Source organism: Hyphomonas sp., from assembly GCF_041689225.1.
In the GTDB taxonomy this organism is placed as follows: domain Bacteria; phylum Pseudomonadota; class Alphaproteobacteria; order Caulobacterales; family Hyphomonadaceae; genus Hyphomonas.
This window is the reverse complement of the sequence record NZ_JBDNGN010000006.1, coordinates 39,114-65,285: the sequence shown is the minus strand read 5'-3', so window position 1 is coordinate 65,285 and position 26,172 is coordinate 39,114. Positions and strand designations below refer to the sequence as shown.

21 protein-coding genes are annotated in these 26,172 nt (G+C 61.6%); 5 read left to right on the top strand and 16 right to left on the bottom strand.

The annotated features are described in order from the left end of the window. Window positions 1–35 precede the first annotated feature (35 nt). The 4 genes from ACESNB_RS00745 to ACESNB_RS00730 form a co-directional block, all read right to left on the bottom strand. A complete protein-coding gene (locus ACESNB_RS00745; RefSeq protein WP_373002560.1) occupies window positions 36–971 on the bottom strand; it encodes a ribose-phosphate pyrophosphokinase in 936 nt (311 codons plus the stop codon). Window positions 972–1,114: 143 nt separating this feature from the next. Beyond that, window positions 1,115–1,879 (bottom strand): peptidoglycan editing factor PgeF, encoded by a 765-nt coding sequence (gene pgeF, locus ACESNB_RS00740; RefSeq protein ID WP_373002558.1) that lies wholly within the window; start codon window positions 1,877–1,879, stop codon window positions 1,115–1,117. Window positions 1,880–1,936: 57 nt separating this feature from the next. Next, the gene (locus ACESNB_RS00735) at window positions 1,937–3,205 is read right to left on the bottom strand and encodes an ammonium transporter (protein WP_373002556.1); all 1,269 of its coding nucleotides are present in this window, start codon (window positions 3,203–3,205) and stop codon (window positions 1,937–1,939) included. Window positions 3,206–3,340: 135 nt separating this feature from the next. Continuing rightward, the gene (locus ACESNB_RS00730; protein WP_373002554.1) at window positions 3,341–4,243 is read right to left on the bottom strand and encodes a peptidylprolyl isomerase; all 903 of its coding nucleotides are present in this window, start codon (window positions 4,241–4,243) and stop codon (window positions 3,341–3,343) included. 66 nt (window positions 4,244–4,309) lie between these two features. Here ACESNB_RS00730 and ACESNB_RS00725 point away from each other — a divergent pair, with 66 nt between their 5' ends. Beyond that, window positions 4,310–5,179 (top strand): 50S ribosomal protein L11 methyltransferase, encoded by an 870-nt coding sequence (locus tag ACESNB_RS00725; RefSeq protein WP_373002552.1) that lies wholly within the window; start codon window positions 4,310–4,312, stop codon window positions 5,177–5,179. Here ACESNB_RS00725 and ACESNB_RS00720 read toward each other — a convergent pair. Further along, window positions 5,170–5,340, bottom strand: coding sequence for a hypothetical protein (locus ACESNB_RS00720; RefSeq protein WP_373002550.1), 171 nt, complete (start codon window positions 5,338–5,340; stop codon window positions 5,170–5,172). The genes ACESNB_RS00725 and ACESNB_RS00720 overlap by 10 nt on opposite strands. Before the next feature lie 163 nt (window positions 5,341–5,503). Here ACESNB_RS00720 and ACESNB_RS00715 point away from each other — a divergent pair, with 163 nt between their 5' ends. From ACESNB_RS00715 to ligA, 3 genes are read left to right on the top strand one after another with little or no spacing between them, the layout of a single operon-like run. After that, the gene (locus tag ACESNB_RS00715) at window positions 5,504–7,315 is read left to right on the top strand and encodes an aminopeptidase P family protein (protein ID WP_373002548.1); all 1,812 of its coding nucleotides are present in this window, start codon (window positions 5,504–5,506) and stop codon (window positions 7,313–7,315) included. Window positions 7,316–7,371: 56 nt separating this feature from the next. Then, window positions 7,372–9,066, top strand: a complete 1,695-nt coding sequence (recN, locus tag ACESNB_RS00710) for a DNA repair protein RecN (protein WP_373002546.1) — start codon at window positions 7,372–7,374, stop codon at window positions 9,064–9,066. Then, window positions 9,063–11,168 (top strand): NAD-dependent DNA ligase LigA, encoded by a 2,106-nt coding sequence (gene ligA, locus ACESNB_RS00705; protein WP_373002544.1) that lies wholly within the window; start codon window positions 9,063–9,065, stop codon window positions 11,166–11,168. The genes recN and ligA overlap by 4 nt, the downstream gene beginning before the upstream one ends. 3 nt (window positions 11,169–11,171) lie before the next feature. Here the strand turns inward: ligA and ACESNB_RS00700 are convergent, their stop codons facing one another. From ACESNB_RS00700 to ACESNB_RS00675, 6 genes are all read right to left on the bottom strand, one after another. After that, window positions 11,172–12,005: an outer membrane protein assembly factor BamD gene (locus tag ACESNB_RS00700; protein WP_373002542.1), complete on the bottom strand. Its 834-nt coding sequence runs from the start codon at window positions 12,003–12,005 to the stop codon at window positions 11,172–11,174. 116 nt (window positions 12,006–12,121) lie between these two features. Then, complete coding sequence (lpxC, locus tag ACESNB_RS00695; RefSeq protein ID WP_373002540.1) at window positions 12,122–13,027, bottom strand: UDP-3-O-acyl-N-acetylglucosamine deacetylase; 906 nt, start codon at window positions 13,025–13,027, stop codon at window positions 12,122–12,124. Between the two features lie 190 nt (window positions 13,028–13,217). Continuing rightward, window positions 13,218–14,645, bottom strand: coding sequence for a cell division protein FtsZ (ftsZ, locus tag ACESNB_RS00690; RefSeq protein ID WP_373002538.1), 1,428 nt, complete (start codon window positions 14,643–14,645; stop codon window positions 13,218–13,220). A gap of 88 nt (window positions 14,646–14,733) precedes the next feature. After that, window positions 14,734–16,029 carry a cell division protein FtsA gene (ftsA, locus tag ACESNB_RS00685; RefSeq protein ID WP_373002536.1) on the bottom strand — a complete coding sequence of 432 codons (1,296 nt, stop codon included), beginning with the start codon at window positions 16,027–16,029 and terminating at the stop codon, window positions 14,734–14,736. Then, the gene (locus tag ACESNB_RS00680; protein WP_373002534.1) at window positions 16,029–16,898 is read right to left on the bottom strand and encodes a cell division protein FtsQ/DivIB; all 870 of its coding nucleotides are present in this window, start codon (window positions 16,896–16,898) and stop codon (window positions 16,029–16,031) included. The genes ftsA and ACESNB_RS00680 overlap by 1 nt, the downstream gene beginning before the upstream one ends. Beyond that, window positions 16,886–17,794 (bottom strand): D-alanine--D-alanine ligase, encoded by a 909-nt coding sequence (locus ACESNB_RS00675; RefSeq protein ID WP_373002532.1) that lies wholly within the window; start codon window positions 17,792–17,794, stop codon window positions 16,886–16,888. The genes ACESNB_RS00680 and ACESNB_RS00675 overlap by 13 nt, the downstream gene beginning before the upstream one ends. Before the next feature lie 240 nt (window positions 17,795–18,034). On the opposite strand from ACESNB_RS00675, the gene ACESNB_RS00670 reads away from it, so the two are divergent. After that, window positions 18,035–20,092 (top strand): TonB-dependent receptor plug domain-containing protein, encoded by a 2,058-nt coding sequence (locus ACESNB_RS00670; RefSeq protein ID WP_373002530.1) that lies wholly within the window; start codon window positions 18,035–18,037, stop codon window positions 20,090–20,092. Window positions 20,093–20,098: 6 nt separating this feature from the next. Here the strand turns inward: ACESNB_RS00670 and murB are convergent, their stop codons facing one another. From murB to ACESNB_RS00645, 5 genes are all read right to left on the bottom strand, one after another. Beyond that, window positions 20,099–21,052 (bottom strand): UDP-N-acetylmuramate dehydrogenase, encoded by a 954-nt coding sequence (gene murB, locus ACESNB_RS00665; protein ID WP_373002528.1) that lies wholly within the window; start codon window positions 21,050–21,052, stop codon window positions 20,099–20,101. 55 nt (window positions 21,053–21,107) lie between these two features. Next, a complete protein-coding gene (locus ACESNB_RS00660; protein WP_373002526.1) occupies window positions 21,108–22,634 on the bottom strand; it encodes a hypothetical protein in 1,527 nt (508 codons plus the stop codon). 45 nt (window positions 22,635–22,679) lie between these two features. After that, window positions 22,680–23,819: an OmpA family protein gene (locus ACESNB_RS00655; RefSeq protein WP_373002524.1), complete on the bottom strand. Its 1,140-nt coding sequence runs from the start codon at window positions 23,817–23,819 to the stop codon at window positions 22,680–22,682. A 94-nt stretch (window positions 23,820–23,913) separates the two neighbouring features. Further along, window positions 23,914–24,507: an exopolysaccharide biosynthesis protein gene (locus ACESNB_RS00650; RefSeq protein ID WP_373002522.1), complete on the bottom strand. Its 594-nt coding sequence runs from the start codon at window positions 24,505–24,507 to the stop codon at window positions 23,914–23,916. A 66-nt stretch (window positions 24,508–24,573) separates the two neighbouring features. Then, on the bottom strand, window positions 24,574–26,106 hold the full coding sequence (locus ACESNB_RS00645; protein ID WP_373002520.1) for a 2-isopropylmalate synthase: 1,533 nt from the start codon (window positions 26,104–26,106) through the stop codon (window positions 24,574–24,576). Window positions 26,107–26,172 lie beyond the last annotated feature (66 nt).

Below are 26,172 nucleotides of genomic sequence, written 5' to 3'. Positions count from 1 at the left end.
TGGATTGCTGAGTGCGAACCCGACGCGATGCGTCCTTAGCGATCGAACAGTTTCGAGACGCTCTCTTCATTCGCGATGCGGCGGATGGCTTCGCCGAGCAGAGGAGCGATGGGCAGGATCCGAATGGATTTGGATTTGCGCGCCGACTCAGAGGGCTGGATCGTGTCGGTCATCACCAGTTCGTCGAGGACTGATGTTTCAATCCGCTTGACCGCTTCACCCGACAATACGCCATGCGTGACATAGGCTGAAACCGACGTGGCGCCGTGTTCCTTCAGCGCCGCAGCGGCATTGGCGAGCGTTCCGCCGCTGTCGCACATGTCGTCCAGCATGATGCAGCGGGCGCCTTTGACGTCGCCGATAATGTTCATGACTTCCGACTTGCCTGCTTCCGGGCGACGCTTGTCGACGATGGCAAGGTCGGCATCGATCCGCTTGGCGAGCGCGCGAGCACGCACTACGCCGCCGACATCCGGCGAGACGACGATGATCTTGTCTCCGTTGAAGCGCTCCTTGATGTCATCGACCATAACCGGGCCGCCAAACAGGTTGTCGGTCGGAATATCGAAAAAGCCCTGGATCTGGCCGGCGTGGAGATCAACGGTCAGTACGCGATCCGCACCGGCGGAGCAGATCAGGTTGGCCACGAGCTTGGCGGAGATAGGTGTGCGGCCATCGGTTTTGCGGTCCTGTCGGGCGTAACCAAAATAGGGGATCACAGCCGTGATGCGCTTGGCCGAGGCGCGCTTCAGAGCGTCCATGCAGATCAGCAGCTGCATCAAATTGTCATTGGCCGGGTAGGAGGTCGACTGGATCACGAAGACGTCTTCGCCCCGGACATTTTCGTCGATGCGGACGAAGATTTCCTGGTCAGCGAAAGATTTGACTTCAGATCGTGTGAGGCGTGTGTCGAGATAGTCCGCAATGGCTTCGGCCAATGGCCGGTTCGCGTTGCACGATAGAAGTTTCATGGACTCATTACCCCTGACTGCCCGGCACCTTGTCGCTTTTGTAACAAAGCCCCGCGAGTCGCAACCGCCAAACACCGAGTTCCCTCAGTGCGGATCGGATGAGGTGGCATGCGCGTCGAATCGGCAACACTTGGCCGCGCGTTTCAAGCTTTGAGCAGGATCACTGATCCGTTGCGCCCATAGTCGGCTTCGCCGCGATGATTGCGGCGGCGATTGGAAAAATAGTCGTCTTCCATCGCGCACGTGTCATGGCCCACATCGGTCACCGCGCCGATGCCCACCGCGTCCAGTCGCTGGCGGACAAAGCCCGGCAGGTCGAACTGGAACCGGTCGCCCTTGCCGGGCTGGAACAGCACCTCGCTTCCGGGCGAGCCTGACATGAAGGCGTCGCGGAATTCCGGACCGACCTCATAGCTCGCCTGTCCGATTGTCGGGCCGATCGCAGCGTGGACGCGCGAGCGTTCGGCGCCAAGATTCGTCATGGCTGTCACGGTTGCCTCCAGTACGCCCCCAAGCGCTCCCTTCCAGCCAGCATGTGCTGCGCCGATCACGCCTGCCTCTGCGTCGGCGAACAGGACGGGCGTGCAATCGGCTGTCAGGATGCAGAGGCCCATTCCGGGCCGGTCGGTGACCATCGCATCGGCCTGGGGCCGTTCGCTCCAAGGTGCCTCGACCGGAACGACGCTGGCCGAATGAACCTGGTAGCAAGACAATAAGTGCTCTGCGCCCAGCGTTGCCGCGACAAGCGCCCGGTTGCGGGCGATCGCATTCGGCTTGTCGCCGGATCCGACACCAACATTGAGACTGTCATAGAGCCCCGTCGACACGCCGCCCTGACGACCAAAAAAGCCGTGGGTGATGCCCTGCAATCCCGCAAGGCCGGGACAGGAACTGAACGGTATTGCCATGCCCCTATCGGTGAAATGGGCAGCGCCTTCTGTCAAGGGCAGGCGTCGCGCCGCGTGTCAGTGGTGGTATGCGCTTTCGCCATGGCTCGACTCATCGAGACCGATTTCCTCTTCGTCGGCACTTACCCTAAGCGGGATAAAAATCCTGATCGCCAGTAACAGGCCGAGAGTAACGATAACCGAGTAGGCACCCACTGCGACGACGCCGAGAAGCTGTACGCCGAACTGGCTGGCAATGGTTGTTCCACCAAGGCCCGGGGCCATGGGACCAAGCGCCGCGAGGAACGGAATGGCCAGCGTGCCGAGGATACCGCCGACGCCATGAACGGCAAACACGTCCAGGCTGTCGTCAATGTGCATCCGGTTGCGGATCAGCACGACCGCACCATAACACACGACAGCCGCCAGGATGCCGATCACGATGGCGCCAACCGGTCCGACAGAGCCGGCAGCGGGCGTGATCGTCGCAAGCCCGGCCACCATGCCGGTGGCAATGCCGACAAGGGTGGGGCGCTTGAAACTGATCCATTCGATGCACATCCAGACCAGCGACGCGGTCGCCGCTGACATATGGGTCACGAGCATGGCGCGCGCCGCGTCGCCGTTGGCACCAAGCGCCGAACCGGCATTGAAGCCGAACCAGCCGACCCAGAGCATCGAGGCGCCCAGCATCACGAAGGCTGGATTGTGCGGCGGGTGCATGTCTTTCGGAAAATGCTGGCGCTTGCCGAGGATCAGCACAAAAGCGAGCGCTGAGACGCCAGCGGTCGTGTGCACAACGACACCACCCGCAAAGTCGATCAGGCCGCGTGCCGCGAGCCAGCCGCCGCCCCAGACCCAGTGGGCCACCGGTGCGTAGCATACGAGCATCCAGAGCGCCGAGAAGACCAGCACGGCAGCGAAGTTCACGCGTTCGGCAAAGGCGCCGAGGATCAGGGCAGGGGTGATGATGGCGAACGTCATCTGGAACATCAGGAACAGGGCTTCAGGGATCGTCTGTCCGTCGAGCGGGGCGCTGGTAACGCCGGCTGCAAACATCTTGCTGAATCCGCCGAAAAAGCCGCCCGTGCCCGGCCCGAAGGCGAACGAATAGCCGACGGCCAGCCACAGGATGCTCATCAGGCAGGCAATGGCGAAGCACTGCATCAGGATAGACAAGAGGTTCTTTGTCTGCACGAGGCCGCCGTAGAACAGCGCCAGTCCGGGCAAGGTCATGAACAGGACGAGCGCGGTCGATGTCAGGATCCAGGCCGTGTCGCCCGTGTCGGCGAAGGCGGGAACTGCGACCAGTCCGGCAAGTATTGTGAGCACGCTGATGCGCCTCATGGAAATCATGACCCCGGTCAATGCAGCCTCCCTTGGCATTTTTTGGCGCGTCGTTGCGCTCTACTGCACTTCATTCGACAGAATGGCGGCGGGAACAACCGCAAATCCAAACGGCCTGCCGATTTTTCTGATCGGTCAGTCGCCGGTTTGCGGCGTCACGCGGCGAGCCGGTACGGGCAGGCTGCACATGTCCAGGACCATGGGCGGTGTGTGCACAAAGGCGTCAATTTCGGAATAGTCGCGCTTGGAGGTTTTCAGTGTTTCCCATTCGGCGCTGGGCGTTGCCATGACTTCATAATCAGGCCGGGTCGCGACTGGCAGGTCGATCGCAAGCGAGACGGACAGGATCTCGTTGCCTGCTAGTCGTGCCGCACGGGCTGCGAACGCCGCATTTGACGCGGCTTCATCCTTTTCGAACAGGTCCGGGTAGTTTTCTGCGGCCTCCGGATCGACCCGTTTCAGCCGGTTCACATTGTCCATGCCGTCGATCACACGACCGAAGATGGTATAGTTGCGATCGAGATAGCGGCGCGGACCCAGCGGGATGAAGAATTCGATCGATCCCGTGTCTGGCGCGGCGCTGCGCGCCAGGCCCAGGGCGCCAGGACAATTCAGCAACCATTCCTGCTCGCCGTCCCGTCCTGCTGCAAACCCGTCGCGATGGCCGGCCGTCGCAGCGAACAGGTCGGCATTCCCGAGCGGCACGAAGCCGTCCGCTGCGACGGTGCGCTCGGCTTCGAGCGGCAGGTCGGGCCAGCCTGCCAGGCGCTGTTCGAACTCAAGCCCTGCCTGCGCGACATGGCCTTCGATGACGCGATAGAAAAATTCGCCTTCAAATACGCCCGAGCGAACAGCCTTGCGGAACTGGGCAACATGTTGCGGCGCGGCGTCCAGAGCGAGTTCGATGGCGACGGTGCCGGTTGTGGTTTCGAGCAGGACGAGATTGTCCGGATGGACGCGACGCCAGACACCCTCAGCGCCCGCCTGCTGCCCCATTACCCCCACCATTGCAGCAACTAGCGCGCACCTCCACCACATACCTGACACTCCCTTGCGTATGACGCCTCTGGCGCGCCTGCGGCTTGCCTGCTAAGCGCCTGCGCCATGTACCAGATAACCGCCAAGGGCGCACGGGCGCCAATCGAATCCGCGTGGGACGCCCTCGCCTGGGCCGATCCGTCTCCTGCCGGGGCTGTCGATGCCAAGGAAGATGGGCGCCTCGCATGGCGCCTCGACGCGTTCACCGAGACGCTCGAAGAGGCCGAGGCGTGCGTTGATATTATTCATGAAACCTCCCCGGAACTGACCGCGCGGATCGACGCGCTCGAGGATCGCGACTGGGTCACCCTGTCGCTCGAAGGCCTGCCGCCTGTTAAGGCGGGGCCGTTCTTCGTGGCCGGCAGCCACGCCCTTGCCAAGATGGCTCCGGGCAAGATCGCCGTCCTGATAGAGGCGGGCCCAGCCTTCGGCACGGGCCATCACGGTACGACGCTCGGTTGCCTTCTGGCACTGGATGAAGTGCGGCGGCGGAAAGCCATCGGAAAAGTGCTTGATCTCGGAACGGGGTCTGGCGTGTTGGCGATCGCCGCGATGAAGGCGGGTGCACACAGTGCTATCGGCACCGATATCGATTTCGACAGCGTCCGCGTCGCCAATGAGAATGCGGCGAAGAACCATGTGACGGGTTTTACAGCCCTGCATGTAACCGGGGCCAACACGCCGCGCATCCGTCAGGGCGGCCCCTATGATACCGTGTTCGCGAACATCCTGATGAAGCCGCTCATTGGCCTCGCCCCCACCATAGCGCCGCTGACGGCGCCGGGCGGGACGATTATCCTCTCAGGCCTGCTGCACCATCAGGCCGGGCCCGTTCGCAATGCGTTTGCCTCGCGCGGGCTCGATTTCCAGCGCCGGATCAAGAAGGACGGCTGGTCGACCTTGGTCTTCCGGAAGCCGGAGACGGCTCAGGTATAGGCGAAACGGCGGGCCCAGCGGGCCGACCGGCGAGCCAGAATATACGGGCGTTGGCTGCATTCGGCCTGGAATTTTGCGGGCAGTTGATGGGCCTGTGTGGCAGGCATCACATTGCTGATGGTCATTTCAGCAAGCGGGGCGGTTTCGATAAGCGTCTTCATGTCTCAGTTCCATATTTATGGTGCAGTGCACAATTTCGAGTGTGCCGTGCATATGGTCTTCAAAGGTAAACATTTTAGTATAGATGTGCGGTCATATGCATGCCTAAATGCATAGCACTGATGCGCCTTTCAATGACCCCAAAGCGGCGGTATGACTACGCCCATGAGACAGACATTTGATATCAAGGGTGGGCCGCAAGACGGTCGGGCCCATTTGCCGCTCCTTCGCAAAGAGCTTTCCGCCATGAATCTCGACGGCCTCTACGTGCCGCACGATGATGAATACCAGAATGAATACCTGCCGGATGCCAATGAGCGCCTGGCCTGGGTCAGCGGGTTTACCGGCTCGTTCGGCAACGCATTCGTGTTCACCGACCGCGCCGTCCTGTTCGCCGATGGCCGCTATACAATACAAGCGGCTGACCAGACCGACCCGGACCTGTTCGAAATTCAGGGCACGCCAGAGCCCGGTGCCTTCGGATGGCTGCGCGCGCAGGACATGTCGGGCAAGACAATCGGATATGACCCGAGACTGGTCAGCCCGAACGAGGTCGAGCTTCTGAAACAGGCTGCCGCCGCCGCCGGCGCCAATCTCATCGCTGTGGCTGAGAACCCGATTGATCGCGCCTGGACAGACCGTCCGGACCAGCCGTCCGCCCCTGTCGTGGCGCACGCGGTTGAGTATGCCGGCATGGATCATGCCGAGAAACGCGCCCGTATCGGCGTCGCCCTTAAGGGCGACAAGGCCGATGCGGCTGTGGTCACCTCACCGGCTTCGATCGCCTGGGCGTTCAACATCCGAGGCGGCGATGTCAGCTGCACGCCGCTGCCGCTCGGCCGCGCAATCCTGCGCGCTGACGGGTCCGCTGACCTGTTCATTGATGAAGCCAAGGTCAGCGATGACCTGCGCACCCACCTTGGTAATGGCGTGACCGTGCGCCCGTTGTCGCAGCTTGAAAGCGCGCTCGGCGACATGAAGGGCAAGACGGTCAGTGTTGATCCCGATATTGCATCGGCCTGGTTCTTCGACACGCTGGAAGCGGCGGGCGCGAAGGTTCAGCGCCAGCGCGATCCGGTTGCGCTGCCAAAAGCGTGCAAGAATGCAGCGGAGATTGCCGGCACCACCGCCGCACATGCCCGCGATGGTTTGGCGCTCACCCGATTCCTGCACTGGCTGGATACCGAAGGGCAGAGCGGCAAGGTCACCGAGATTGATGCCGTGATGAAGCTCGAAGCCTTCCGCGAAGAGCTGAACGGCCTCCATGACCTCTCTTTCCCGACGATTTCCGGTGCTGGCCCGCACGGCGCGATGCCGCACTATCGGGTCTCGACCGCGTCGAACCGCGTGCTCGAGCGCGGCTCGCTCTTCCTCGTGGATTCCGGTGGCCAGTATCTCGACGGCACGACCGATGTGACCCGAACCGTCCCGATCGGTGAGGCCAATGATGACATGCGGCGCCACTACACGCTGGTCCTCAAGGGCCATATTGCGTTGGCCGCTGTGCGCTTCCCGCATGGGACGACCGGCACACACCTTGATGTACTGGCCCGCCATGCACTCTGGCAGGCGGGGCTCGACTACCAGCATGGCACCGGACATGGCGTTGGCGCTTATCTCGGCGTCCATGAGGGCCCTCAGCGGATCGCCAAGGCGTGGAATGCGGTGCCGCTGGAGCCGGGCATGATCATGTCGAACGAGCCGGGCTTTTACCGCGAGGGCCAATACGGGATCCGCATCGAGAACCTGCAATACGTCACGCCGCCCGCTCCGATTCCGGGCGGCGAAATCGATATGCTGGGCTTCGAATGCCTCACCTTCGCGCCGCTCTCGCGCGACCTGATCGTGACGGACATGCTATCCGGGGACGAGCGCGCATGGGTCGAAGACTATCATGCGCGTGTCTGGGCCCTGTTGTCCGGCCAGCTCGAAGGCGACGTGAAGTCCTGGTTGAAGGCTGCTTGCGCAGAGCTCTGATCCCGGACTGAATAATTTAGTTGTTCGTGTTTTGTTCCAATGCTATTGGAGCAGTCATGATCCTGTCCATTTCGATCCGCGATTTCGTATTGATTGACCGCCTGGACATTGAGCCGGGGGCTGGCTTCACCGCACTCACGGGTGAGACGGGTGCTGGAAAGTCGATCATTCTTGATGCGCTGTCGCTTGCCATGGGCGCGGCTGCGGACCGTGCCTTCATCCGGTCTGGCGCTGATCAGACAAGCGTTGCTGTCGAGTTCGGGCCCCCGGCGCGTCACCCGGTTTGGGCGGCGTTGCGGGAGCAAGGAATCGAAGCCTCAGTTGATGAAGCGTTGACGTTGAAGCGTGTGGTTCGCGCCTGTGGCCCGGCACGGGCCTTCGTGAATGATCAGGCTGTCAGTGCGGCCTTCCTCGCGGAGATAGGCGAGCTGCTCGTTGAAATCCACGGCCAGCACGCTGCGTCTGCCTTGATGCGGCCCTCCATGCACAGGCGCCTGCTCGACCAGTTTGCGGGCAATGAAAAACTGTTGTCCGCCTGCGCTGAAGCGTTTGACGTCTTGCAGGTTTCACGCGATGCGCGCGACTGTCTGGAATTGGAACAAGCCGACGCTGTTGCGACCCGCGAATGGCTTGGGCAGGCGGTGGAAGAGCTTGAACGGCTAGCGCCTGTGGCCGGTGAAGCTGCGGAACTCGCATCGCAGCGCATGCGGTTGATGCAGTCCGAACGGGTGACTGAATCCGTGGGTGAAGCAGAAGCCGCGCTGGAAGGCGCCGATATCGATACTGCCCTGTCCAAAGCCTCGCGCGCGCTGGAGCGGATTTGCCGTCTTCCGGGCTTTGACGGATCGTCAGAAGCCCTGCCCGAAGCGGCGAGAGTTGCAGCTGAGGCGGTTGAACGCGCGCTGATTGAGACGCGGGAAGCCGCGTCTGCAGTATTCGGTCTGGAACGATTGATCCATTACGACACGGAGGCGCTCGAATCGGCTGAGGCTCGCCTGTTTGCTTTGAGAGCGCTGGCGCGCAAACACACGACCGATCCCGAGACCCTGGCGGACCTGTTGCTGCGCTTGCGCGGACGGCTTGATCTTGCCGAAGCGGGTGAAGATGCGCTGATCGCCGCTCGAAAGGCCGAAACGGCAGCCCAGGCGCGCTGGCACCAGGCTGCAGAGATCCTGACATCAGCCCGAAAGGCCGCGGCGGGCCGGCTTGAAGAGGCCATCGCCAAGGAGCTTGCTCCGCTGAAACTGGGCCGGGCGACGATCTCGATCTGCGTAGATGCCTTGCCGGACGGTGAGGGCGGCCCCCAAGGGGCTGATCGCGTCGAGTTCGAGGCCGAGACCAATCCGGGAGCAGGGTTCGGCCCCCTGCGTAAGATCGCGTCAGGCGGCGAACTCGCGCGCTTCTCGCTCGCGCTGAAATGCGCGCTGGCCGAAGCGGGTTCGGCGCAAACCTTGATCTTCGATGAGGTCGACCAGGGGGTCGGTGGTTCAGTTGCGGCAGCTGTCGGCGAGCGGCTCGTGCTGCTCGCGGGTGCCAAGCAGGTCTTTGCGATCACGCACAGTCCCCAGGTTGCAGCCTCGGCGGCGACGCAGTGGCTTGTTGAAAAAGACCATGACCAAAAGTCTGGCGGGACGCGCATTCGCGGGTTAGATGACAGCGCACGGCAGGAAGAAATTGCCCGAATGCTGTCTGGCGCCGAGGTCACCGAAGAGGCTCGTGCTGCCGCAGGGAGATTGCTGGAGGATGCATGAACAAGCCTGTGCCCGTCGAGACGCTGACGCCCGTCGAGGCCGAGGCCGAACTTGCCCGGCTGGCAGAGGCTATCCGTGAAGCGGATGAAGCCTATTATCGCAACGACGCGCCTGAAATAGCAGATGCAGAATATGACGCGCTTCGCCAGCGCAACCTCGCCATCGAGGCGCAGTTCCCTGAGCTGAAGCGGGAAGACAGCCCGACAGAACGTGTCGGCGCGGGCCCGAGCGATGGCTTTACGAAGGCAGCGCATGCAGCGCCCATGCTGTCGCTCGATAACGCCTTCACGCTCGAGGACGTCGACGACTTTGTTGGACGTATTCGCCGTTTCCTGGGCCTCGCTGAAACGGAAGAGGTCCCGATCACGGCAGAGCCTAAGATTGACGGGCTGTCCCTCAGCCTGACTTACGAAAAAGGAAAGCTGATCCGAGCCGCGACACGGGGCGACGGCCAGATTGGTGAGGATGTCACAGCGAATGCCCGCACTCTTGATGACATTCCTCAGCGCCTCAAGGACGCGGGCTGGCCCGATAGTCTTGAGATACGTGGTGAGGTTTTCATGAGCCACGCCGATTTTGCCGCGCTCAATGTGCGCGAGACGGCAGCCGGCCGGAAAGTGTTCGCCAATCCTCGCAATGCTGCGGCTGGCAGCCTGCGCCAGCTCGACGTTGAGATTACGAAATCCCGCCCCCTGAAATTCTTTGCCTATGCCTGGGCCGCTGCCAGTGCGCCGTTTGCCGAGACGCAGACCGGCGCGATTGCGCAGTTCGCGGATTGGGGCTTTGAGGTGAACCCGCTGATGACGCGGTCGGAGACGGTTGACGGACTGATCGGCGCCTATCGGGATCTGGAGTCGCGCCGGGCGAGCCTTGGCTATGATATTGACGGGGTGGTCTACAAGGTCGACCGGCTCGATTGGCAGCAGCGCCTCGGCTTTGTCAGCCGCGCGCCGCGTTGGGCGATTGCGCACAAGTTTCCAGCCGCGAAGGCCACGACCGTTCTGGAGGGCATCGATATCCAGGTCGGGCGTACAGGGTCGCTGACGCCCGTGGCGCGGCTGGCGCCGGTGACCGTGGGCGGCGTGGTCGTGTCGAATGCCACGCTGCACAATGAGGACGAAATAGCCCGGCTCGGCGTCAAGATCGGCGATACGGTGGAAATCCAGCGGGCGGGCGATGTCATTCCGCAGGTTCTGCGTGTGGTCACGGACGGCGGCGGCGCGCCGTTCCACATGCCCGACCATTGCCCGATTTGCGGGTCGGCAGCGCTGCGGGACGTGGATGAGAATGGGGTGGCAGATGTGCGGCGGCGGTGCACCGGGGGATTGGTCTGTCCGGCCCAGGCGGTAGAGCGGCTGAAGCATTTCGTTTCGCGCAAGGGGGTGGACATTGACGGCCTTGGGGCCAGGCAGGTTCAGCTTTTCTATGAGAAGGGCGTCGTGCACGCGCCGCAGGACATTTTTCGCCTGGAGCAACGGATTGCCGACGCTGGCCTGCCGCCGCTCACAGAGTGGGACGGGTTTGGGCCCGCCTCGGCGGCGAAGCTGATTGCAGCGATTGATGCGCGGCGGAGCGTGCCGTTCGCGCGGTTTCTCAATGGCCTCGCCATCCGCCATGTCGGGCAGACGACGTCGCAGCAATTTGCCCGGAATTTTCTGTCCTGGGACCGGTTCTGGCCGACGGTTATGAAAGCCGCCGCTGAAGGGCCCGAGAGCGATGCCTATGCGCAACTCATCGGCATTGACGGGATTGGCGGTGCTTCGGTCGGGTCCTTGTGCAATTTCGTGGCAGAGCCGCACAATGACGAGATGATGTCGGCGCTTTTGTCGGAAATTGCCATCATTGATGAGGTGGCCGCGACAAGCGACAGCCCGGTGGTGGGCAAGACCGTCGTTTTCACCGGCACGCTGGAAAAGATGACCCGTGATGAGGCCAAGGCGCGTGCGAACGCGCTGGGGGCGAAAGTCTCCGGCGCGATCTCGGCCAGAACGGACATTCTCGTCGCCGGGCCGGGGGCCGGGTCAAAACTGGCCAAGGCCGAGGCGTTGGGTGTCAGAACGCTGACCGAGGAGGAATGGCTAACCCTTATCGGGGACGCCTAAGGCCTATTTGCCGCCCGGGATGATTTTTTGCAGCATAGTCCGGCGGACTTGCGGCGCTTCGGGATCGAGTCCCTGTTTGGTCAAAAGGCGGTAGCTCATCTTGTACCAAGTGCTGTTCGGGTAATTGTATCCGAGCGTCGCACCAGCCGCGAGCGCCTGGTCGCGCAGGCCGAGGGTAAGATAGGATTCGACCAGCCTGTGCAGCGCCTCGGCCGTGTGTGACGTCGTGTCATAGGTTGTCACGACCGTCCTGAAGCGATTGACGGCAGCGAGTGTCTGGTTGGAGCGCAGGTACCAGCGCCCGATTTCCATTTCCTTGCCGGCCAGCTGGTCATTGACCATATCGATTTTCAGCCCGGCATCACGCGCATAAGCGCTGTCGGGAAAACGGCGAGTTACATCCTGCAGGGCCGACAGGGCCAATTCGGTCGTGCGCTGGTCGCGGCCGATATCGACGATCTGGTCGAAATGGCTCACCGCGATGAGATAATAGGCATAATCGGCTTCAGAACCGCCAGGGTGAAGGCTTAGATAGGCTTGGGCACCGGATATGGCGACGTCATACTCGTGCGCCTGATATGAAGCGTACGCCGTCATGACCATGGATTTGCGCGCCCACTCGGAATAGGGATGCTGGCGCTCGACTTCATTGAACAGGAGGATTGCGCGGGGATAGTTGCGCTTGTCCAGTTGCTCGGCTGCAGCATTGTACAATTGTTCGACCGGACGCTCGACATAGGCGAGCTCCTGTTTGCGTTTGCTGGCGGACTGGCATCCCGAAACGGCGAGAATACAGGCCAGGATCAAGAGGCTCGGGCGGAGTTTCAGAAGGGACATGCCGGTCGGGAACTTTCAGCTGTGAATGTCTTCAGCTTGATTAGCCTGAACCGGACAGGTTTTCCAAGGATCATTGTCAGGCCGCACATTTAACAAAGGCAATGTGCAGGCCAGATTCAGACGGCGGCGCGTGCAGGTTCAGGGCGTCGGGCCATTGCGTCCACATCGGTTTCCCAGCACCAGGCTGAGGGTGTGGCCAAGAGTTTGCGCACCAGAGCGTTGTTGAGCGCGTGACCCGGTTGGACGGCATCATAGCTGCCTGCGATCGGTGCACCTGTCAGCATGAGGTCGCCGACAGCATCAAGCATCTTGTGGCGGACGAACTCGTCTTCGGCCCGCAGGCCTTCGGGGTTCATCACGGCGCCATCCTCAAGAACGATGGCATTGTCGAGCGAGCCGCCCCGGGCAAGGCCAATCGCGCGCAGCATGTCCACGTCGCGGGCGAAGCCATAGGTGCGGGCGAAAGCAAGGTCCCGGGCGAACATGCCGGGCGCCATGCGCAGGGCCATTTGCTGAATGCCGATGACGGAATCCTCATACTCGATACGGGCCCGCAGGCTGAGAACGGTATCGTCGGATGGCGATAGCGTGGCGCGTTTCGGGCCATCGATGATTTCGACGCGCTCGAGAATCCGGATGCGGCGACGCGGTGCCGTCTGGGTTTTTAGGCCGGCCTGCAACAGCAGTTCACAATAAACCGCCGATGAGCCGTCCATGATCGGGACTTCCGGTCCGTCGATCTCGATGATCAGATTGTCCACGCCCAAGCCGGCCAGTGCCGCCATCAGGTGTTCCACCACGGCGACTGAAACCCCCGCTTCGTTCGTCAATGTGGTGCCAAGACGGGTGTCAGACACCGAATCGGCATGTGCCCTTATTTCGATATCCGTCGCATCAAGGTCTGTCCGGCGGAAAACGACGCCGCTGCCGACGGGTGCAGGCTTCAGAACAAGTCGGGCTTTTTCGCCGCTATGAACACCAATGCCGGCACAAACTGCTGGACGTTCAATTGTCTGCTGCATCTGCACGCCACTCAACACCGCATCGACCCTCCGCTAAAGCCTGCTATCTGGATGTGGTTAAGCGCGAGTACAAAACACGGCTTGTTTCGACGTGTTACAAAAAGGGCCGTAACCTACGTTACGGCCCTGTTATATATGAAATGAATTTGTAGCGAACCCGTGCCTTCGAGCTGTGCTTTCTGCCGAAAGATCAGTGGTTGGCAGACCGGCGAAGGAATGCCGGGATTTCGAGGTCGGCATCGTCAAACGGCGCTGCCTCCGGATGGTCGTCCGGTGATGAGATGATTTGTGCCGGAATGGCCGCTTCCGGCGCGTCATCATTTTCGCCCTGCTGGCTGCGGCGCCAGCCGAACAGATGGGAAAAGCCCGAAGCGCCTTGATCGGGGCGCGCCTTGTCCGGGGCAGGGGTCTCTTTGCGCGACCCGAACACCGCGTCTGCTGATACTTCGTCGCTGCCTTCAGCGCCTTCATAATGGTCAGCTGGCAGTGGCTGGCCCGAGAAGTCGGACCGGGGATCGCTCTCTTCGGACCGCAGCGATGGCACATGACCCGTGATCACAAGAGGACGGTCTTCATCGGTGGGGGCCTCGGGCTGTATAACTTCTTCGGCAATCGGTTCGGCGATGGGTTGGCGCACAGTCTGTTGGACAGGCTGGGGCGCAGCCTCGACAGTCAGGCCGGATTCAATGCCTGCGGCAATGACCGACACGCGAATCTTGCCCTCAAGTTCGCTGTCGAAGGCCGAACCGAGGATGATGTTGGCGTTCGGGTCGATTTCCCGGCGGATCTCGTTGGCCGCCTCGTCAAGTTCGAAGAGCGTCATGTCATAGCCGCCGGTGATGTTGATCAGCACGCCCCGGGCGCCCTTCAGGCTCACGTCGTCGAGCAGGGGATTGTCGATAGCGGCGCGGGCCGCTTCAAGTGCGCGGTTCTCGCCTTCGGCTTCGCCCATGCCCATCATGGCCGTGCCCATGCCCCGCATGATCGAGCCGACATCGGCAAAGTCGAGATTGATAAGGCCAGGCATGACCATCAGGTCGGTAATGCCACGCACGCCGGAATAAAGCACGTCATCAGCCATGCGGAAGGCTTCGGCGAAGGTTGTCCGGTCGTTTGCGATCCGGAAGAGGTTCTGGTTCGGCACGACGATCATCGTGTCGACATGTTCGCGGATTTCGAGCAGGCCCTGATCGGCCAGCGACATGCGGCGGGCGCCTTCGAAACCGAACGGCTTGGTCACGACAGCGACGGTGAGGATTCCCATTTCCTGTGCGGTGCGAGCAATGACCGGTGCTGCGCCGGTTCCCGTGCCGCCACCCATGCCGGCGGCGATGAAGACCATGTGAGCGCCTTCGAGATACATCTTGATCTCGTCGATCGATTCTTCGGCTGCTTTCGCGCCAACATCCGGGCGGGCACCAGCGCCAAGGCCTGACGTGGTTTCCGGGCCGAGCTGGATGCGTTGTTCTGTCTTGGAGCGAAACAGCGCCTGCGCGTCCGTATTAGCGACGATGAACTCGACACCCTGCAGGTTTGCCTCGATCATGTTGTCGACGGCGTTGCCGCCTGCGCCGCCAACACCGAAGACGAGGATCCTGGGCTTGAGTTCATGTGTCATTCGCGTACCTCAATATACATTCTGGACCGGTTTGAGACGCACCTTCACACCTCACGGCTAAAAGACAGTTAAGTCAGTGCAAAAGGCGTCAAAAATTTTCTTTCAGCCAATCGAGCGCCTTGTTCACCGCGCCGCTTCCGGTTTCGGTCCCATATTCTTTCAACGCAACGCCAGCCCGCGCGGCGTCCACAAACCCCAGTTCAGAGTACAGTAGCAGACCCGAAGCCGTCGAAAAAGCAGGCGTTCCCAGTGTTTCGCCGAGAAATTCAGCAATCGTTGGCCGCCCGAGACGGACGGGTGAGTTGAAAATCCGTGAGGCAACGTCGCGTACCCCTGCAAGCTGGCTGGCGCCGCCTGTGAGGACGATGCGGCGCGGCAGTACGGAGCGTACACCACTGCCATTAAGGCACTTCTGGACGAGTTCGAATGTTTCCTCGATTCGCGGCGCAATAATGTCCGCGATCGCGCCCTTTTCCATCCGCATGCCGTGCAAGCGGCCATCATCACCAAGGCGCGGGGCCTCGATGCGTTCGGCAAGGCCCGGGCCTTCAAGATTTGCGGTGCCATACACGGACTTAAGGCGCTCTGCCGCGGCGAAAGTCGTGCCGATACCTTGTGCGATGTCGCTGGTGACGTGCGTTCCGCCTGTTGGAACGAGACCGAGCCAGGCAGGCGAACCGTTGAGGTAGACTGACACGGCAGTGACGCCAGCCCCCATGTCGATACAGATGGCACCATTCTCGATCTCGTCGTCGATCAGGGTGCCGGCACCGCTGGCGATTGAGGAAGGGACGAGGGCGGAGACACCGAGGTGAGCCCGGCCAACGCATTCTACGAGATTCTTGATGATCGGACGCGGTGCCGTGACGACAGAAAGGAGGATACCGAGTTGCTCGGCATACATGCCAACGGGTTGGCGAACGCCTTCCTGCTGGTCGACGCGGTACGCGACGGGCCAGGCAGCAAGAATGTCGACACCCTTTGTCGGGATCTTGGTAAGCGCGAGGGCCTGAAGCCGTTTGACCTCTTTGTGGGTAATCGCGTGCCCGCCTATGTCGATGGCGGCTGTGACCAATGTGCAGGCGAGTTTCGGGCCGGTGATGCCGAGAATGACTTCACTGATCTGTTCGCCCGCTTCGCGTTCAGCGTCTTCCACGGCAAGTCGGATAGACCGTTCGAGGCCTTCCATGTCGGTAATGGCGCCACCATTGAAACCACGCGACTGCTGGCGGCCGCCGCCCAATATCTTGAAGCGCCGCGGGCCAGACCCGTCATTGCGACCGATCAGGCAAGTGATCTTGGAGCAGCCGATGTCCAGTGCTGCGACCGTGCCGGTGCTGCGAGACCCGCTGAGGGCGATACGTCTGGACTGGACATTTGCCATCAGGAACGGGCCGCCTCTGCTGTCTTGCGCGCGGTGCCGCCCTGAGCCGGGGAGAGGTAGATGCGACCCTTGTTGCGAAGGTCGATCATCGTGACGGGTCGCTGCATCAGGGCCGTGCGGGTCTGGAGCGTCGACAGTCGGGAGAGGGCACCGTCCATGGCATCGTCTTCCGGCAGGCGAACGGTGGCACCATTCACGAGACGCACATCCCAGCGCCGGTCGGCAATGCGTGTGGCAATGGCAAGGCGGGTCGACACGTCCGGTACCTTTTTCAAGGCGTTCACGAGCTGAGGGGCTGCCGTCGGCGCGCCCTGGCCGGCGAGTCGAACGAGCGTCTTGTAGTCACTGGAGCGTGCATCCGGCATGATGCGACCGAGACCATCGACAACTGTCCATTCCTTGCCGTCATGCCAGAGGGCAACCGGTTCGGCGGCGTCGGCAATGATCACGATCTGGCCCGGCCACAGGCGATGGACCCGAACGTTCAGCACCTTGCGGGTCGCCTCGACGCGGCGGCGGATCAGCTGTGGGTCGGCCCGAAACATGTTTTCGCCAGGCTCGATCATGGCGGCAGCGCGTATGTCGTCCACCAGGGCAGGGTTCTGTTCGAGACCGAGTACGGAGACATCATTCACCGACACACCGGCCATACGCGCCGTGTCGTCAAGGAAGCCGCCGAAGCGGGTTTCGATCTGTGACAGGGACCCACCCATCCACGCAGCGGTTGCGACAACAATCGCGACCAGCATCACGAGACCGAACAGGATGGAAGATACGCGAATTTCCTCGCCCGTCGATTCGTCGACAATGGTGGCAGGGCGCAGGCGCGAGCGGGAAGGGACAGACTGGTTCCGGTTTACCTTTGGCATGAGGCATCCTCGATCATCCAGGCAACAAGCGCTTCGAAGGACATGCCAACGAAAGCGGCCTGCTCGGGGACAAGCGAGGTGGGCGTCATGCCAGGTTGGGTATTTGTTTCCAGGATCACGAGGCGGTCTCTCTTGTCGTCATAGCGAAAGTCGGACCGCGTCGCGCCCCGGCATCCAAGCGCCTGATGTGCCCTGAGAGCTGCGTCCATTGCAGCTTCGGTCACGCGTGCAGGCAGGTTTGCCGGGATCACATGCCGCGATCCTCCAGCCTGATATTTCGCATCAAAATCGTAATAGTCCCTTAAGGTCGTGATCTCGGTAACAGCAAGGGCGCGGTCGCCCAGCACGCCGACCGTCAACTCGCGTCCGGGGATGAACTCTTCGGCCATGAGATTGTCGCCATAATGCCATCCGGCACCGAGCAATTCTTGCGGTGGGCTATTGGCGCCTTCGCGCACGATCAGGACGCCAAAGCTCGACCCTTCGGCCACGGGTTTGATCACGTAAGGCGGCTTGAGCGGGTGGCTCGCGGCAGCTTCTTCCCGCGTCACCCGCTTGTCTTCGGCGACCGGCAATCCGGCCTCGCGGTACACGGCCTTCGACTTCAACTTGTCCATTGCCAGGGCGGAGGCGAGCACGCCGGAATGGGTGTAGGGCAGGCCCATCACTTCCAGGAGACCTTGTACGCAACCATCCTCGCCCCAGGGGCCATGGAGCCCGTTGAGGACGACGTCTGGCGCCGCTTCGGCAAGCTGGATGGCGAGGCCTCGGCCAGCGTCTATTTCGACGACATCATAGCCTGCTTTCCGCGCCGCCTCGGCCATTTGTCCGCCTGAGGACAGAGAGACCTCGCGTTCGGAAGACCAGCCTCCGTAAATTACAGCTACGCGTTTCATCGCTGGTCCTTCTTGAGTGTTACGGATGGAAAATCGCCCGCTTGCCACTGCCTGTGCTGCACAAAAGCGGCATGAGTCAGGCGAAACCAGATCATGATGCCGCTCAAGTTACGAAAAAGTCACCAAAGGGAGATTGTCATGGATCGACTACACGCGTAGTCGATCCATATCGATAGACGATGAAAGTGACGGACGACTCCGTTGTTTTCCAAAAAAAGAAAACCGCGAGGAAGCGTTCACATGAAAAATCGTGTCCCTGTGTGTGCGAGCCTGCTTTTTGCGCTTTCAGCCCAAAGTGCATTCGGCGCTGATCTGGCAGTCGCCACCAGCACATCGGACAAGACCGAATACAAGGCCGAGGATTTCGCGCAGTTCGCCCCGCGCACAGCTCTTGATATTGTCAGGCGCATTCCGGGTCTTTCCATCGATAGCGGCGACAGCGGATCGCGCGGATTCGGGCAGGCCAGCGGCAATATCCTGATCAACGGGCAGCGGGTTTCGGGCAAATCGAATGACGCCCAATCTGTGCTTGGACGCATCTCGACGATCAATGTCGACAAGATTGAAGTGCTTGATGGCACGGCGCTCGGTATCCCCGGACTGTCGGGTCAGGTCGTGAATGTGACGACCAAGGAATCGACCGGCATGTCGGGCACGTGGAAATGGAAAGTGCGCAGCCGGGAAAACCTTCGCCCCACCTACAATGATTTCGGCATGACCCTCTCGGGCCAGAGAGGGGCGCTCAGTTGGGCGATTGAAGCGGAGAGCGACCCCGAACGCGGTGCCAGCGCTGGACCGGAACGCGCAACCGATGGTGCAGCTAACGTGATTGAAATGCGAAAGGAAGATTTCACGCACCAAGCCGAAAACGCGTCGATAGCCGGATCGCTTGCATGGAATCCGGCTGGCGGCTCCGTCGCCAATTTAAGCGCAGAGTTTTCGACCTACCAGCCCGACGACAAGGAAGTCTCCAAACTGTTCCCGATCGTCGGCGTGGTTGGACGCCGCCTGTTTCAGGGATCTGAAGATGAAACCAATGCCGAGATTGGCGGGGACTATGAATTCGGTTTCGGACCGGGGCGCCTGAAGACGATCGCGCTAGTTCGCCGCGAAAACAGCCCGTCAGTTGACCATGTCCTTCGCGGGAATCTGGATGGCTCGGGTGTTTCAGAATCGGTGTTCGAGCAGACCGTTGAGGAGGGCGAGTATATTCTGCGCAGTGAATACGCCTGGGTGCCCTCGGAAGGACGGGACTGGCAGGTTTCCCTGGAAGGGGCCTTCAATTATCTGGATGCCGAAGCCGCGCTGTTCCGATCGACCGGCGGTGCACCGCTCGTGGAATTGGTGTTACCGAACGCCAATTCGCGCGTGGAGGAGCAACGCGGAGAATTGTCCGTCACGCACGGGCGGGTGCTCGCGCCAAATCTCAATCTGCAGGTTTCACTGGGCATGGAAATGTCGGAGCTCTCCCAGTCGGGCGATGCTGAGAACGTGCGCACCTTCACCCGCCCCAAGGGATTTGCCAGCCTGTCCTGGCAAGTCGACCCGACACTTCAACTTGTCGCGCGACTTGACCGGGAAGTGGGCCAGCTCGATTTCTTCGACTTTGTTTCGTCAGTGAACCTCAATCAGGGCAATGGCAGCCAGGGCAATTCGGAGATCGTCCCCGAGCAAGCCTGGAAACTGAGCGTGACAGCCGAGAAGGATTTCAAAGACTGGGGCGCTGCGTCGCTGACCGTGTTCGGATCGGATATCGAAGACATCGCGGACAGGATTCCGATCGGGACCGGAGACGGCCCGGGTAATATCGATTCTGCTTGGCGTGTGGGTGTTGATCTGGATGCCACGCTCAAGTTTGCGAAGCTCGGCTTATCCGGAACGGAGCTGACATTCGGCGGTGAATGGCGTGATTCCCGTGTCGAAGATCCTCTGACCGGTGTCGAGCGCCCGATCAATGGCAGCACCATCTATTACCTCGATGCGGAACTGCGCCGTGACATTCCGCAAACAGACTGGGCCGTGGGCCTCTATCTGGAATCGTACAATGGAAATCCCGAGTACACGCTCAATGAGCGCTTTCATTCCGGTAATCAGCCCCCTTTCTCGAATATCTATGTCGAGCACAAGGCCCTGCTGGGCATGACGGGAAAATTGGTCGTGGGCAATATCCTCGATCAGCATGACTGGCTGCGCAGGGATACTTATGATCCCAACCGTCTCGGTGCGCTCGTGCGTTCTGAGTCCCGCACCCGCCATTTCGGGCCGATCTTCACGTTCGAGCTGCACGGTACTTTCTAGCGCGCGTCAGGCGGGCGGCTGGATCCGGCCAATGCGGCGCACTTCCCACCGCAGCTGAATGCCGCTGTGTTCGGAAACACGCGCGCGAACAAGTTCGCCGAGCGCCTCGAGGTCCGCAGCCGTTGCGTCACCGGTATTGATGAGAAAATTGCAGTGCTTTTCCGAAACCTGTGCGCCGCCGACGCGCAAACCCCGGCATCCGGCGGCGTCAATGACCTTCCAGGCTGATCGTTGATCAGGTGTTCCGGGCGGGTCGGGATTGGCAAAGGTTGAACCGGATGTCTTGTCGCGAATGGGCTGGGTCTCGGCGCGGCGCGCCTGGAGGGTTTCAATGTCAGCCAGGATGTCGGCGGGCGTATCGGCTCCACTGCCCTTCAAGACAAGGCGCGTAACGATGAAATCATCCGGCAGGTCCGTGTGGCGATAGGAAAAATGCGCTTCGGGCAGGTCACCCGGCAATCCTTCACCCTTGAATGCAGCGCGCGCGCCTGACCGGGTAACGCCCTCGAGCCTGAGCAGCACGTCCTTCAGTTCGGCGCCATAGCACCCCGCATTGGTGCGCGTTGCGCCGCCGACAGAGCCGGGAATGCCTGACAGGAATTCGAGACCTCTTATGCCGGCGCTTGCCGCGGCCTTTGCGACCGACAGGTCGAGCGCGCCCGCGCGCGGGGTAACAGTGCCATCGTCCAGCGCGTCGACCTCGCCCCAGTACTTTCCCATCAGCCTGACCACGACACCCTCGATACCGCCATCGCGCACGATGAGGTTCGAGCCGACGCCGAGAACGGTCACCGGAACGGATGGATCAAGGGCGCTCAGGAAATCAGCGAGATCGTCTTCGTCCGCTGGCAGGAACAGCCAGTCGGCTGGCCCGCCCACCCGAAACCAAGTGTAGGGCGCAAGGCTCGCATTCTGGAGGAGTTTGCCCCGAACGGGGGGAAGGGAGAGGTCAGGTTTCACGCCGCTTCGGTCGCCGGACTTTCCATCCGTGTCAAGCGGCGTGTAGCGAAATCACCTAAGAGCCCGGACGCCGCGCAGCATCCGGCAGGGCCGCGAGTGACTGTGCCTGGTCAACCCATTTGTCGCGCTGGATACGGCCCTTGAAATGCATCAGCTTGTCGTCCACCCAATCCACATCCTGCGGGCTCCATTCGGCGACTTGCCAGAAATAGAACACGCCGATTTCGTGCAGCAATTCGCATAGCATCGGACCCACGCCGTTGATCCGTTCAAGCTCGTCAGGTTCGCCAAACGCTGCTTCGACGAGCAGGTTCGCTTCGTCATCTTCGCGCCGCGCTGTGTTGATGGGGTCGACATCGCGGGGAGGTGGCAGGGCTGGCGCGGCAGCGGGTGCCGGTGCGGCGCGGCGTTCCAGAACGGGCGCGCGCGCTATGGTCGTGGTCCTTGTCACCGGCGCGCGCTCAGCACGGGCCGTGCTGGCCTCCGGTCGGGCGCGCAGTGTGTGATGGATCGCGGCGAGGCCATACTCGATGGCGTTGAGGCGGTTCTCCATCGCCTCGAGATCGAGACGTCCCTCGATTGACTGGACTACGGTCAGAACCGGCGACATGTCCACCGGAGTCTGTGTTAGGAAAGCCTCCTGCAGGCTCGCGATGCGTCGCTCGACAGGTGCCAGGTCGGGCGCGCCCGGCAGGCTGGTGCGCATGGCCGCCAGTGATTCTTCGAGCGCGGCGAGCCGGTCATAAAGCGGTGTCATGTTCGGTTCGGGGACAGTGAAGCTCGCAATCGCGTGCTCAACGCTGACCAGCCGCTGGTAGATGGAGCCGAGATCCGGCATTTCGATGCCGGAAATGCCCGAGGCGACACCAGTGATCTCAGACGATAGCTTGTCGAAGTCACGCTTCTGTGCCGCTTCAAGCCGGTCTCCGAGAAGCGCAATGCGGCTCTCCAATTCCGCAAGGCGCGCCTGGACCGGTCCGAGATCGGTCTGGGGCCTGTCGAGACCCGCAATGGTGAGGTCGAGACGGGCGAGACCACTGTGCAGGGGGCCAAGATCGACTTCAGGCACTTTGATCGCGGCGAGCGATTCTTCGATCTTCCCGAACCGGCTTTCCAGTGGCGATAAGTCTGTATTGTTGAGCCCCGTCACGGCACCTGCGACCGACGACAAGGTGCTATCCAGGTCGGACAGGCGTCCATCGAGTCGGGATAGACGTTCGTCGAGGCTTGAAAGGCTGGTTTCCACTGCGTCGAGCTTGCCCTGCACCGGACTCAGGTCAGTCTCCGGCACGGTGAAGCCGGAGATGGCGCTTTCGACTGAGGACAGGCGCTGGGTCACCGGCTCCATATCCGGCATGCGGAGCGATCGAACAGCCGACGAGATCAGCGCCATGCCGGCCTCGTAGTCTTCCCGGGCTGCAGGTTCGGGGCGCACGCTGAGTGCCTCCAGCTTTTCGGAAACCCGTTCATAAGACTCGGTCACGTCTTCCTGCCGGTTTTTCAGCCACCAATAGGCCAGCACGGCGCCAAGCACGGCGGCCAGGAGCAGAAGGGGGAAGATCTGAGTAAGAAGAAACCACATGATATAAACTCGCTAGAGCAAAAGAGCCCGAATGCTCTGTCGGGGTCAATCGGATGCACGGACGACGCGAATTTCGATCCGCCGGTTATGCGCTCGTCCTTCCGCTGTAGTATTGTCGTGAATTGGCTTTCGGGCGCCAAAACCTTCGGCCAACAGGCGCTCCGCCGGAACGCCGCGCGCAATCAAGGCGGCGCGGACAGCTTCGGCACGGGCGTCACCCAGCAATTCATTGGCATTCGCGCTGCCCATGCTGTCCGTATGGCCTTCGATCCGCAACGTGCCGGGGCATGTTGTCGCGGCATCTGCAACCGAATGGAGCAGGGCCGAGCTGCTGGGGTCGATGGCGGCGCTCGATGGGGCGAACTGTATGTGGGTCATGCCGAGGAGATCGGAGAGCGATGTTTCGCACGTGGCGACCGCTTCATTGGGCAGGATATCGACATTGCCGAGGCGCCCGACAGGCTGGGGGCTGGCAATCACTTGCTGGAGTGCGGCTACACCCGATTGCGGCAGTTCGCAACGCAGGGAGAATTCCTCGCCCAGGAATGTCGCGACGCCGCGGTCGCAGCTGCCAACTGCCCGGATCCCTTTGAGCGCAACTTCAGCATAGGCCGGATCGGCTGCAACACGGGTCACCGTCAGAAAATCTGCGACACTAGCGATGCGGGGCGCATCAATGAGCCCTTCGGCGGTTGCCACCAGCGAAGCGCGTGTCGTCTCGTTGGGGACATTGCCGTTCAGGTTGAGCACGCCGTCGGCAAGGCGAAACGTCCATTCCGGTTTGCGGGTCGCGGTGGGTGTGATCACCGAAGTGCCAAACCGTTCGACCACACGCGTGACGGGTGCTGCCGAGCCCAACCAGGTAGGTGTCTGCGACGCGCGCATCAAGGCGATGATTTGCTCACCTTCCATCGGGGTCGGCGGCTGGCCTTCAAGCCAGACCCATTGACCCGATACGACTGGCCGCGCCCAGTCAGCGCCGTTGGCTGCCAGCGTCTGTTCAGCGGAGCGGGTGGCGGTTTGTTCGATGATGTGTTTCGCAAAAGGGCCCATGCCGATCCAAAGCAGCACCAGCAAGCCGAATAACGGAACGAAGCCATAAGGCATGAAAGGCAAATGGCGCTCTGGCCGGCGACGGACGTGGGTCGTCACAGTCCTTTCTTCGGAATAGCTGAGATTGGTCATTATCCGCGGTCCCGGCGCATTCTGCGCCCACGCATGTAACAGGCGGCGTCGAAGCGGCGCAAGCCAACTGTCCTGATACGGGAATCTGCGTTGGTCACCCGAAAGGGAGGGCGGACCACACCCGCAAGAGCAGCCAGACAGCGCTGGCGAGCCCTGCGCCCGCTGCTATCAGCACAAAGCCGTCGCGCGCTGTCAGGCCGAGACCGAACAGAAGAACGGTCAGTCCGGGCAGGAGCGGACCGAACGGAATAAGGCCGAGGGGGAATGTCACCAGCGCGGCCGCGACGCAGACCAGCGCCGCCAGCGCAACAAAAGGTGGACCGGACAGGAAGGCGAGTCGCGGCTTCAGGACCCGGTCGACCGGTCGGACGTATTTACTGGCCTGCTCCACACCGGTTACCAGGGCTGTGCGCGGAAAGGATATGTCCAGCACGCGCCGGGGCACCCAGGGAAATTTCCGGCCAATCACGATTTGTCCGGCGATCAGCAACGTGATCAGCGCAACGATCCAGCTTGTCCCGGGAATGATCGTCAGCGGCGTCACCGCGATGAAGCCGAGCAGGAGCAGGATGGGACCATAGGACCGGCGTCCGACGGCGTTCAGCATGTCCCGTACCGTCACGTCTTCGCCTGACGTGCATTCTGTCAGGCTCGCCAAAAGCGATTCGAGATTGTGTACGTTGGCCATGCCCGTTTCCTAACGCGATCCAGAGTGTCTGCACACCTGAATCGCGTGAGGTGCAGTTAAGTTCCCTTAGGCTGCCTTGCGTTTGGCCTTGCGGGCCTCGAGCTTGTTCACCGCGTGGAGGTAGGCCTTGGCGCTGGCGACAAGTGTGTCGGGGTCTGACGAGCGCCCCGTCGCCATGATGCCTTCACCATTCAGACGAACCGAAACGGTCGCCTGTGCATCGGTCCCGCCGGTCACGGCGTGGACTTGATAGAGATCCAGCTTTGCATCATGGGGTACGATCTGGCGGATGGCGTTGAAGACCGCATCCACCGGGCCATTACCACGGGCGATGGCATATTTTTCGTCACCTTCGATCGTCAGGTCGATCTCGGCCGTTTGCGGGCCGTCGGTGCCACAGACGACGCGCAGGCGTTTGAACACGATGCGCTCGCCTTCAGCGGCCAGTTGGTCGTCGACCAGCACGGCGATGTCGTCGTCGAAGACATGCTTTTTCTTGTCGGCCAGGGTCTTGAAGCGCTTGAAGGCATCGTTCAGCGCATCGCCTTCGAGGAAATAGCCCATGCTTTCCAGCTTGTCGCGGAAGGCGTGACGGCCTGAATGCTTGCCCATGACCAGTGAGGTTTTCGCAACGCCGACATCTTCCGGCTTCATGATCTCGTAGGTCTCGGCATTTTTCAGCATGCCATCCTGGTGGATGCCGCTTTCGTGCGCGAAGGCGTTCTTGCCGACAATGGCCTTGTTGTACTGCACCGGGAAACCCGTGATGCGGCTGACCATGGCCGAGGCGCGCGACAGGTAGGCCGGATTGACCTTAGTCGAGAAGGGCAGTGTGTCTTCGCGCACCTTCATCGCCATGACGACTTCTTCGAGCGCGGCATTGCCGGCCCGTTCACCGAGTCCGTTGATGGCGCATTCAATCTGGCGGGCGCCATTGGCGACGGCCGAGATCGAGTTGGCGACGGCGAGGCCGAGGTCATTGTGGCAATGGGCCGACCAGATCACCTTGTCCGAGTTCGCGACATTCTCGATCAGGCGGCGGAACAGTGCGCCGTATTCATCCGGGTGGGAATAGCCAACCGTGTCGGGCACGTTGATCGTGGTGGCGCCTGACGCAATCGCAAGATCAATGCACTTGCACAGGAAGTCGAACTCGGTCCGGGTCGCGTCCTCTGCGCTCCATTCGACATCGTCGGTATGATTGCGCGCCTGGGCGACCGAACGGCCGACGGCTTCGAGCACGGCGTTCGCGCCCATTTTCAGCTTGTGCTTCATGTGCACGGGGCTGGTTGAAATGAACGTATGGATGCGCGGGCGGGCGGCGTGCTTTACAGCCTCAGCGCAGCGTTCGATGTCCGACGGGGTGGAGCGGGCGAGGCCGCAGATGATGGCGCTCTTCGACTGGGCGGCGATGGCGCTGACAGCGGCGAAGTCACCGTCGGAGGCGGCTGGGAAACCGGCTTCGATCACGTCGACGCCCATGTCTTCCATCAGGCTCGCGAGTTCGAGCTTTTCGATATGGGTCATGGACGCGCCGGGCGATTGCTCGCCGTCACGCAAGGTTGTGTCAAAGATGCGGATATGAGGATTGGAAGTCATGGTTTTGCGGCTCTGCTGAATGTGTGAGGGAGGCTTGAAGCATTCCCCTGGCCGCGCGACTGCCGG

Excerpts from the sequence above, each read along its gene's own strand:
- ACESNB_RS00745 (WP_373002560.1), bottom strand. The coding sequence starts at position 971 with ATGAAACTTCTATCGTGCAACGCGAACCGGCCATTGGCCGAAGCCATT.
- pgeF (WP_373002558.1), bottom strand. The coding sequence starts at position 1,879 with ATGGCAATACCGTTCAGTTCCTGTCCCGGCCTTGCGGGATTGCAGGGC.
- ACESNB_RS00735 (WP_373002556.1), bottom strand. The coding sequence starts at position 3,205 with ATGAGGCGCATCAGCGTGCTCACAATACTTGCCGGACTGGTCGCAGTT.
- ACESNB_RS00730 (WP_373002554.1), bottom strand. The coding sequence starts at position 4,243 with ATGTGGTGGAGGTGCGCGCTAGTTGCTGCAATGGTGGGGGTAATGGGG.
- ACESNB_RS00725 (WP_373002552.1), top strand. The coding sequence starts at position 4,310 with ATGTACCAGATAACCGCCAAGGGCGCACGGGCGCCAATCGAATCCGCG.
- ACESNB_RS00720 (WP_373002550.1), bottom strand. The coding sequence starts at position 5,340 with ATGAAGACGCTTATCGAAACCGCCCCGCTTGCTGAAATGACCATCAGC.
- ACESNB_RS00715 (WP_373002548.1), top strand. The coding sequence starts at position 5,504 with ATGAGACAGACATTTGATATCAAGGGTGGGCCGCAAGACGGTCGGGCC.
- recN (WP_373002546.1), top strand. The coding sequence starts at position 7,372 with ATGATCCTGTCCATTTCGATCCGCGATTTCGTATTGATTGACCGCCTG.
- ligA (WP_373002544.1), top strand. The coding sequence starts at position 9,063 with ATGAACAAGCCTGTGCCCGTCGAGACGCTGACGCCCGTCGAGGCCGAG.
- ACESNB_RS00700 (WP_373002542.1), bottom strand. The coding sequence starts at position 12,005 with ATGTCCCTTCTGAAACTCCGCCCGAGCCTCTTGATCCTGGCCTGTATT.
- lpxC (WP_373002540.1), bottom strand. The coding sequence starts at position 13,027 with ATGCAGCAGACAATTGAACGTCCAGCAGTTTGTGCCGGCATTGGTGTT.
- ftsZ (WP_373002538.1), bottom strand. The coding sequence starts at position 14,645 with ATGACACATGAACTCAAGCCCAGGATCCTCGTCTTCGGTGTTGGCGGC.
- ftsA (WP_373002536.1), bottom strand. The coding sequence starts at position 16,029 with ATGGCAAATGTCCAGTCCAGACGTATCGCCCTCAGCGGGTCTCGCAGC.
- ACESNB_RS00680 (WP_373002534.1), bottom strand. The coding sequence starts at position 16,898 with ATGCCAAAGGTAAACCGGAACCAGTCTGTCCCTTCCCGCTCGCGCCTG.
- ACESNB_RS00675 (WP_373002532.1), bottom strand. The coding sequence starts at position 17,794 with ATGAAACGCGTAGCTGTAATTTACGGAGGCTGGTCTTCCGAACGCGAG.
- ACESNB_RS00670 (WP_373002530.1), top strand. The coding sequence starts at position 18,035 with ATGAAAAATCGTGTCCCTGTGTGTGCGAGCCTGCTTTTTGCGCTTTCA.
- ACESNB_RS00660 (WP_373002526.1), bottom strand. The coding sequence starts at position 22,634 with ATGTGGTTTCTTCTTACTCAGATCTTCCCCCTTCTGCTCCTGGCCGCC.
- ACESNB_RS00655 (WP_373002524.1), bottom strand. The coding sequence starts at position 23,819 with ATGACCAATCTCAGCTATTCCGAAGAAAGGACTGTGACGACCCACGTC.
- ACESNB_RS00650 (WP_373002522.1), bottom strand. The coding sequence starts at position 24,507 with ATGGCCAACGTACACAATCTCGAATCGCTTTTGGCGAGCCTGACAGAA.
- ACESNB_RS00645 (WP_373002520.1), bottom strand. The coding sequence starts at position 26,106 with ATGACTTCCAATCCTCATATCCGCATCTTTGACACAACCTTGCGTGAC.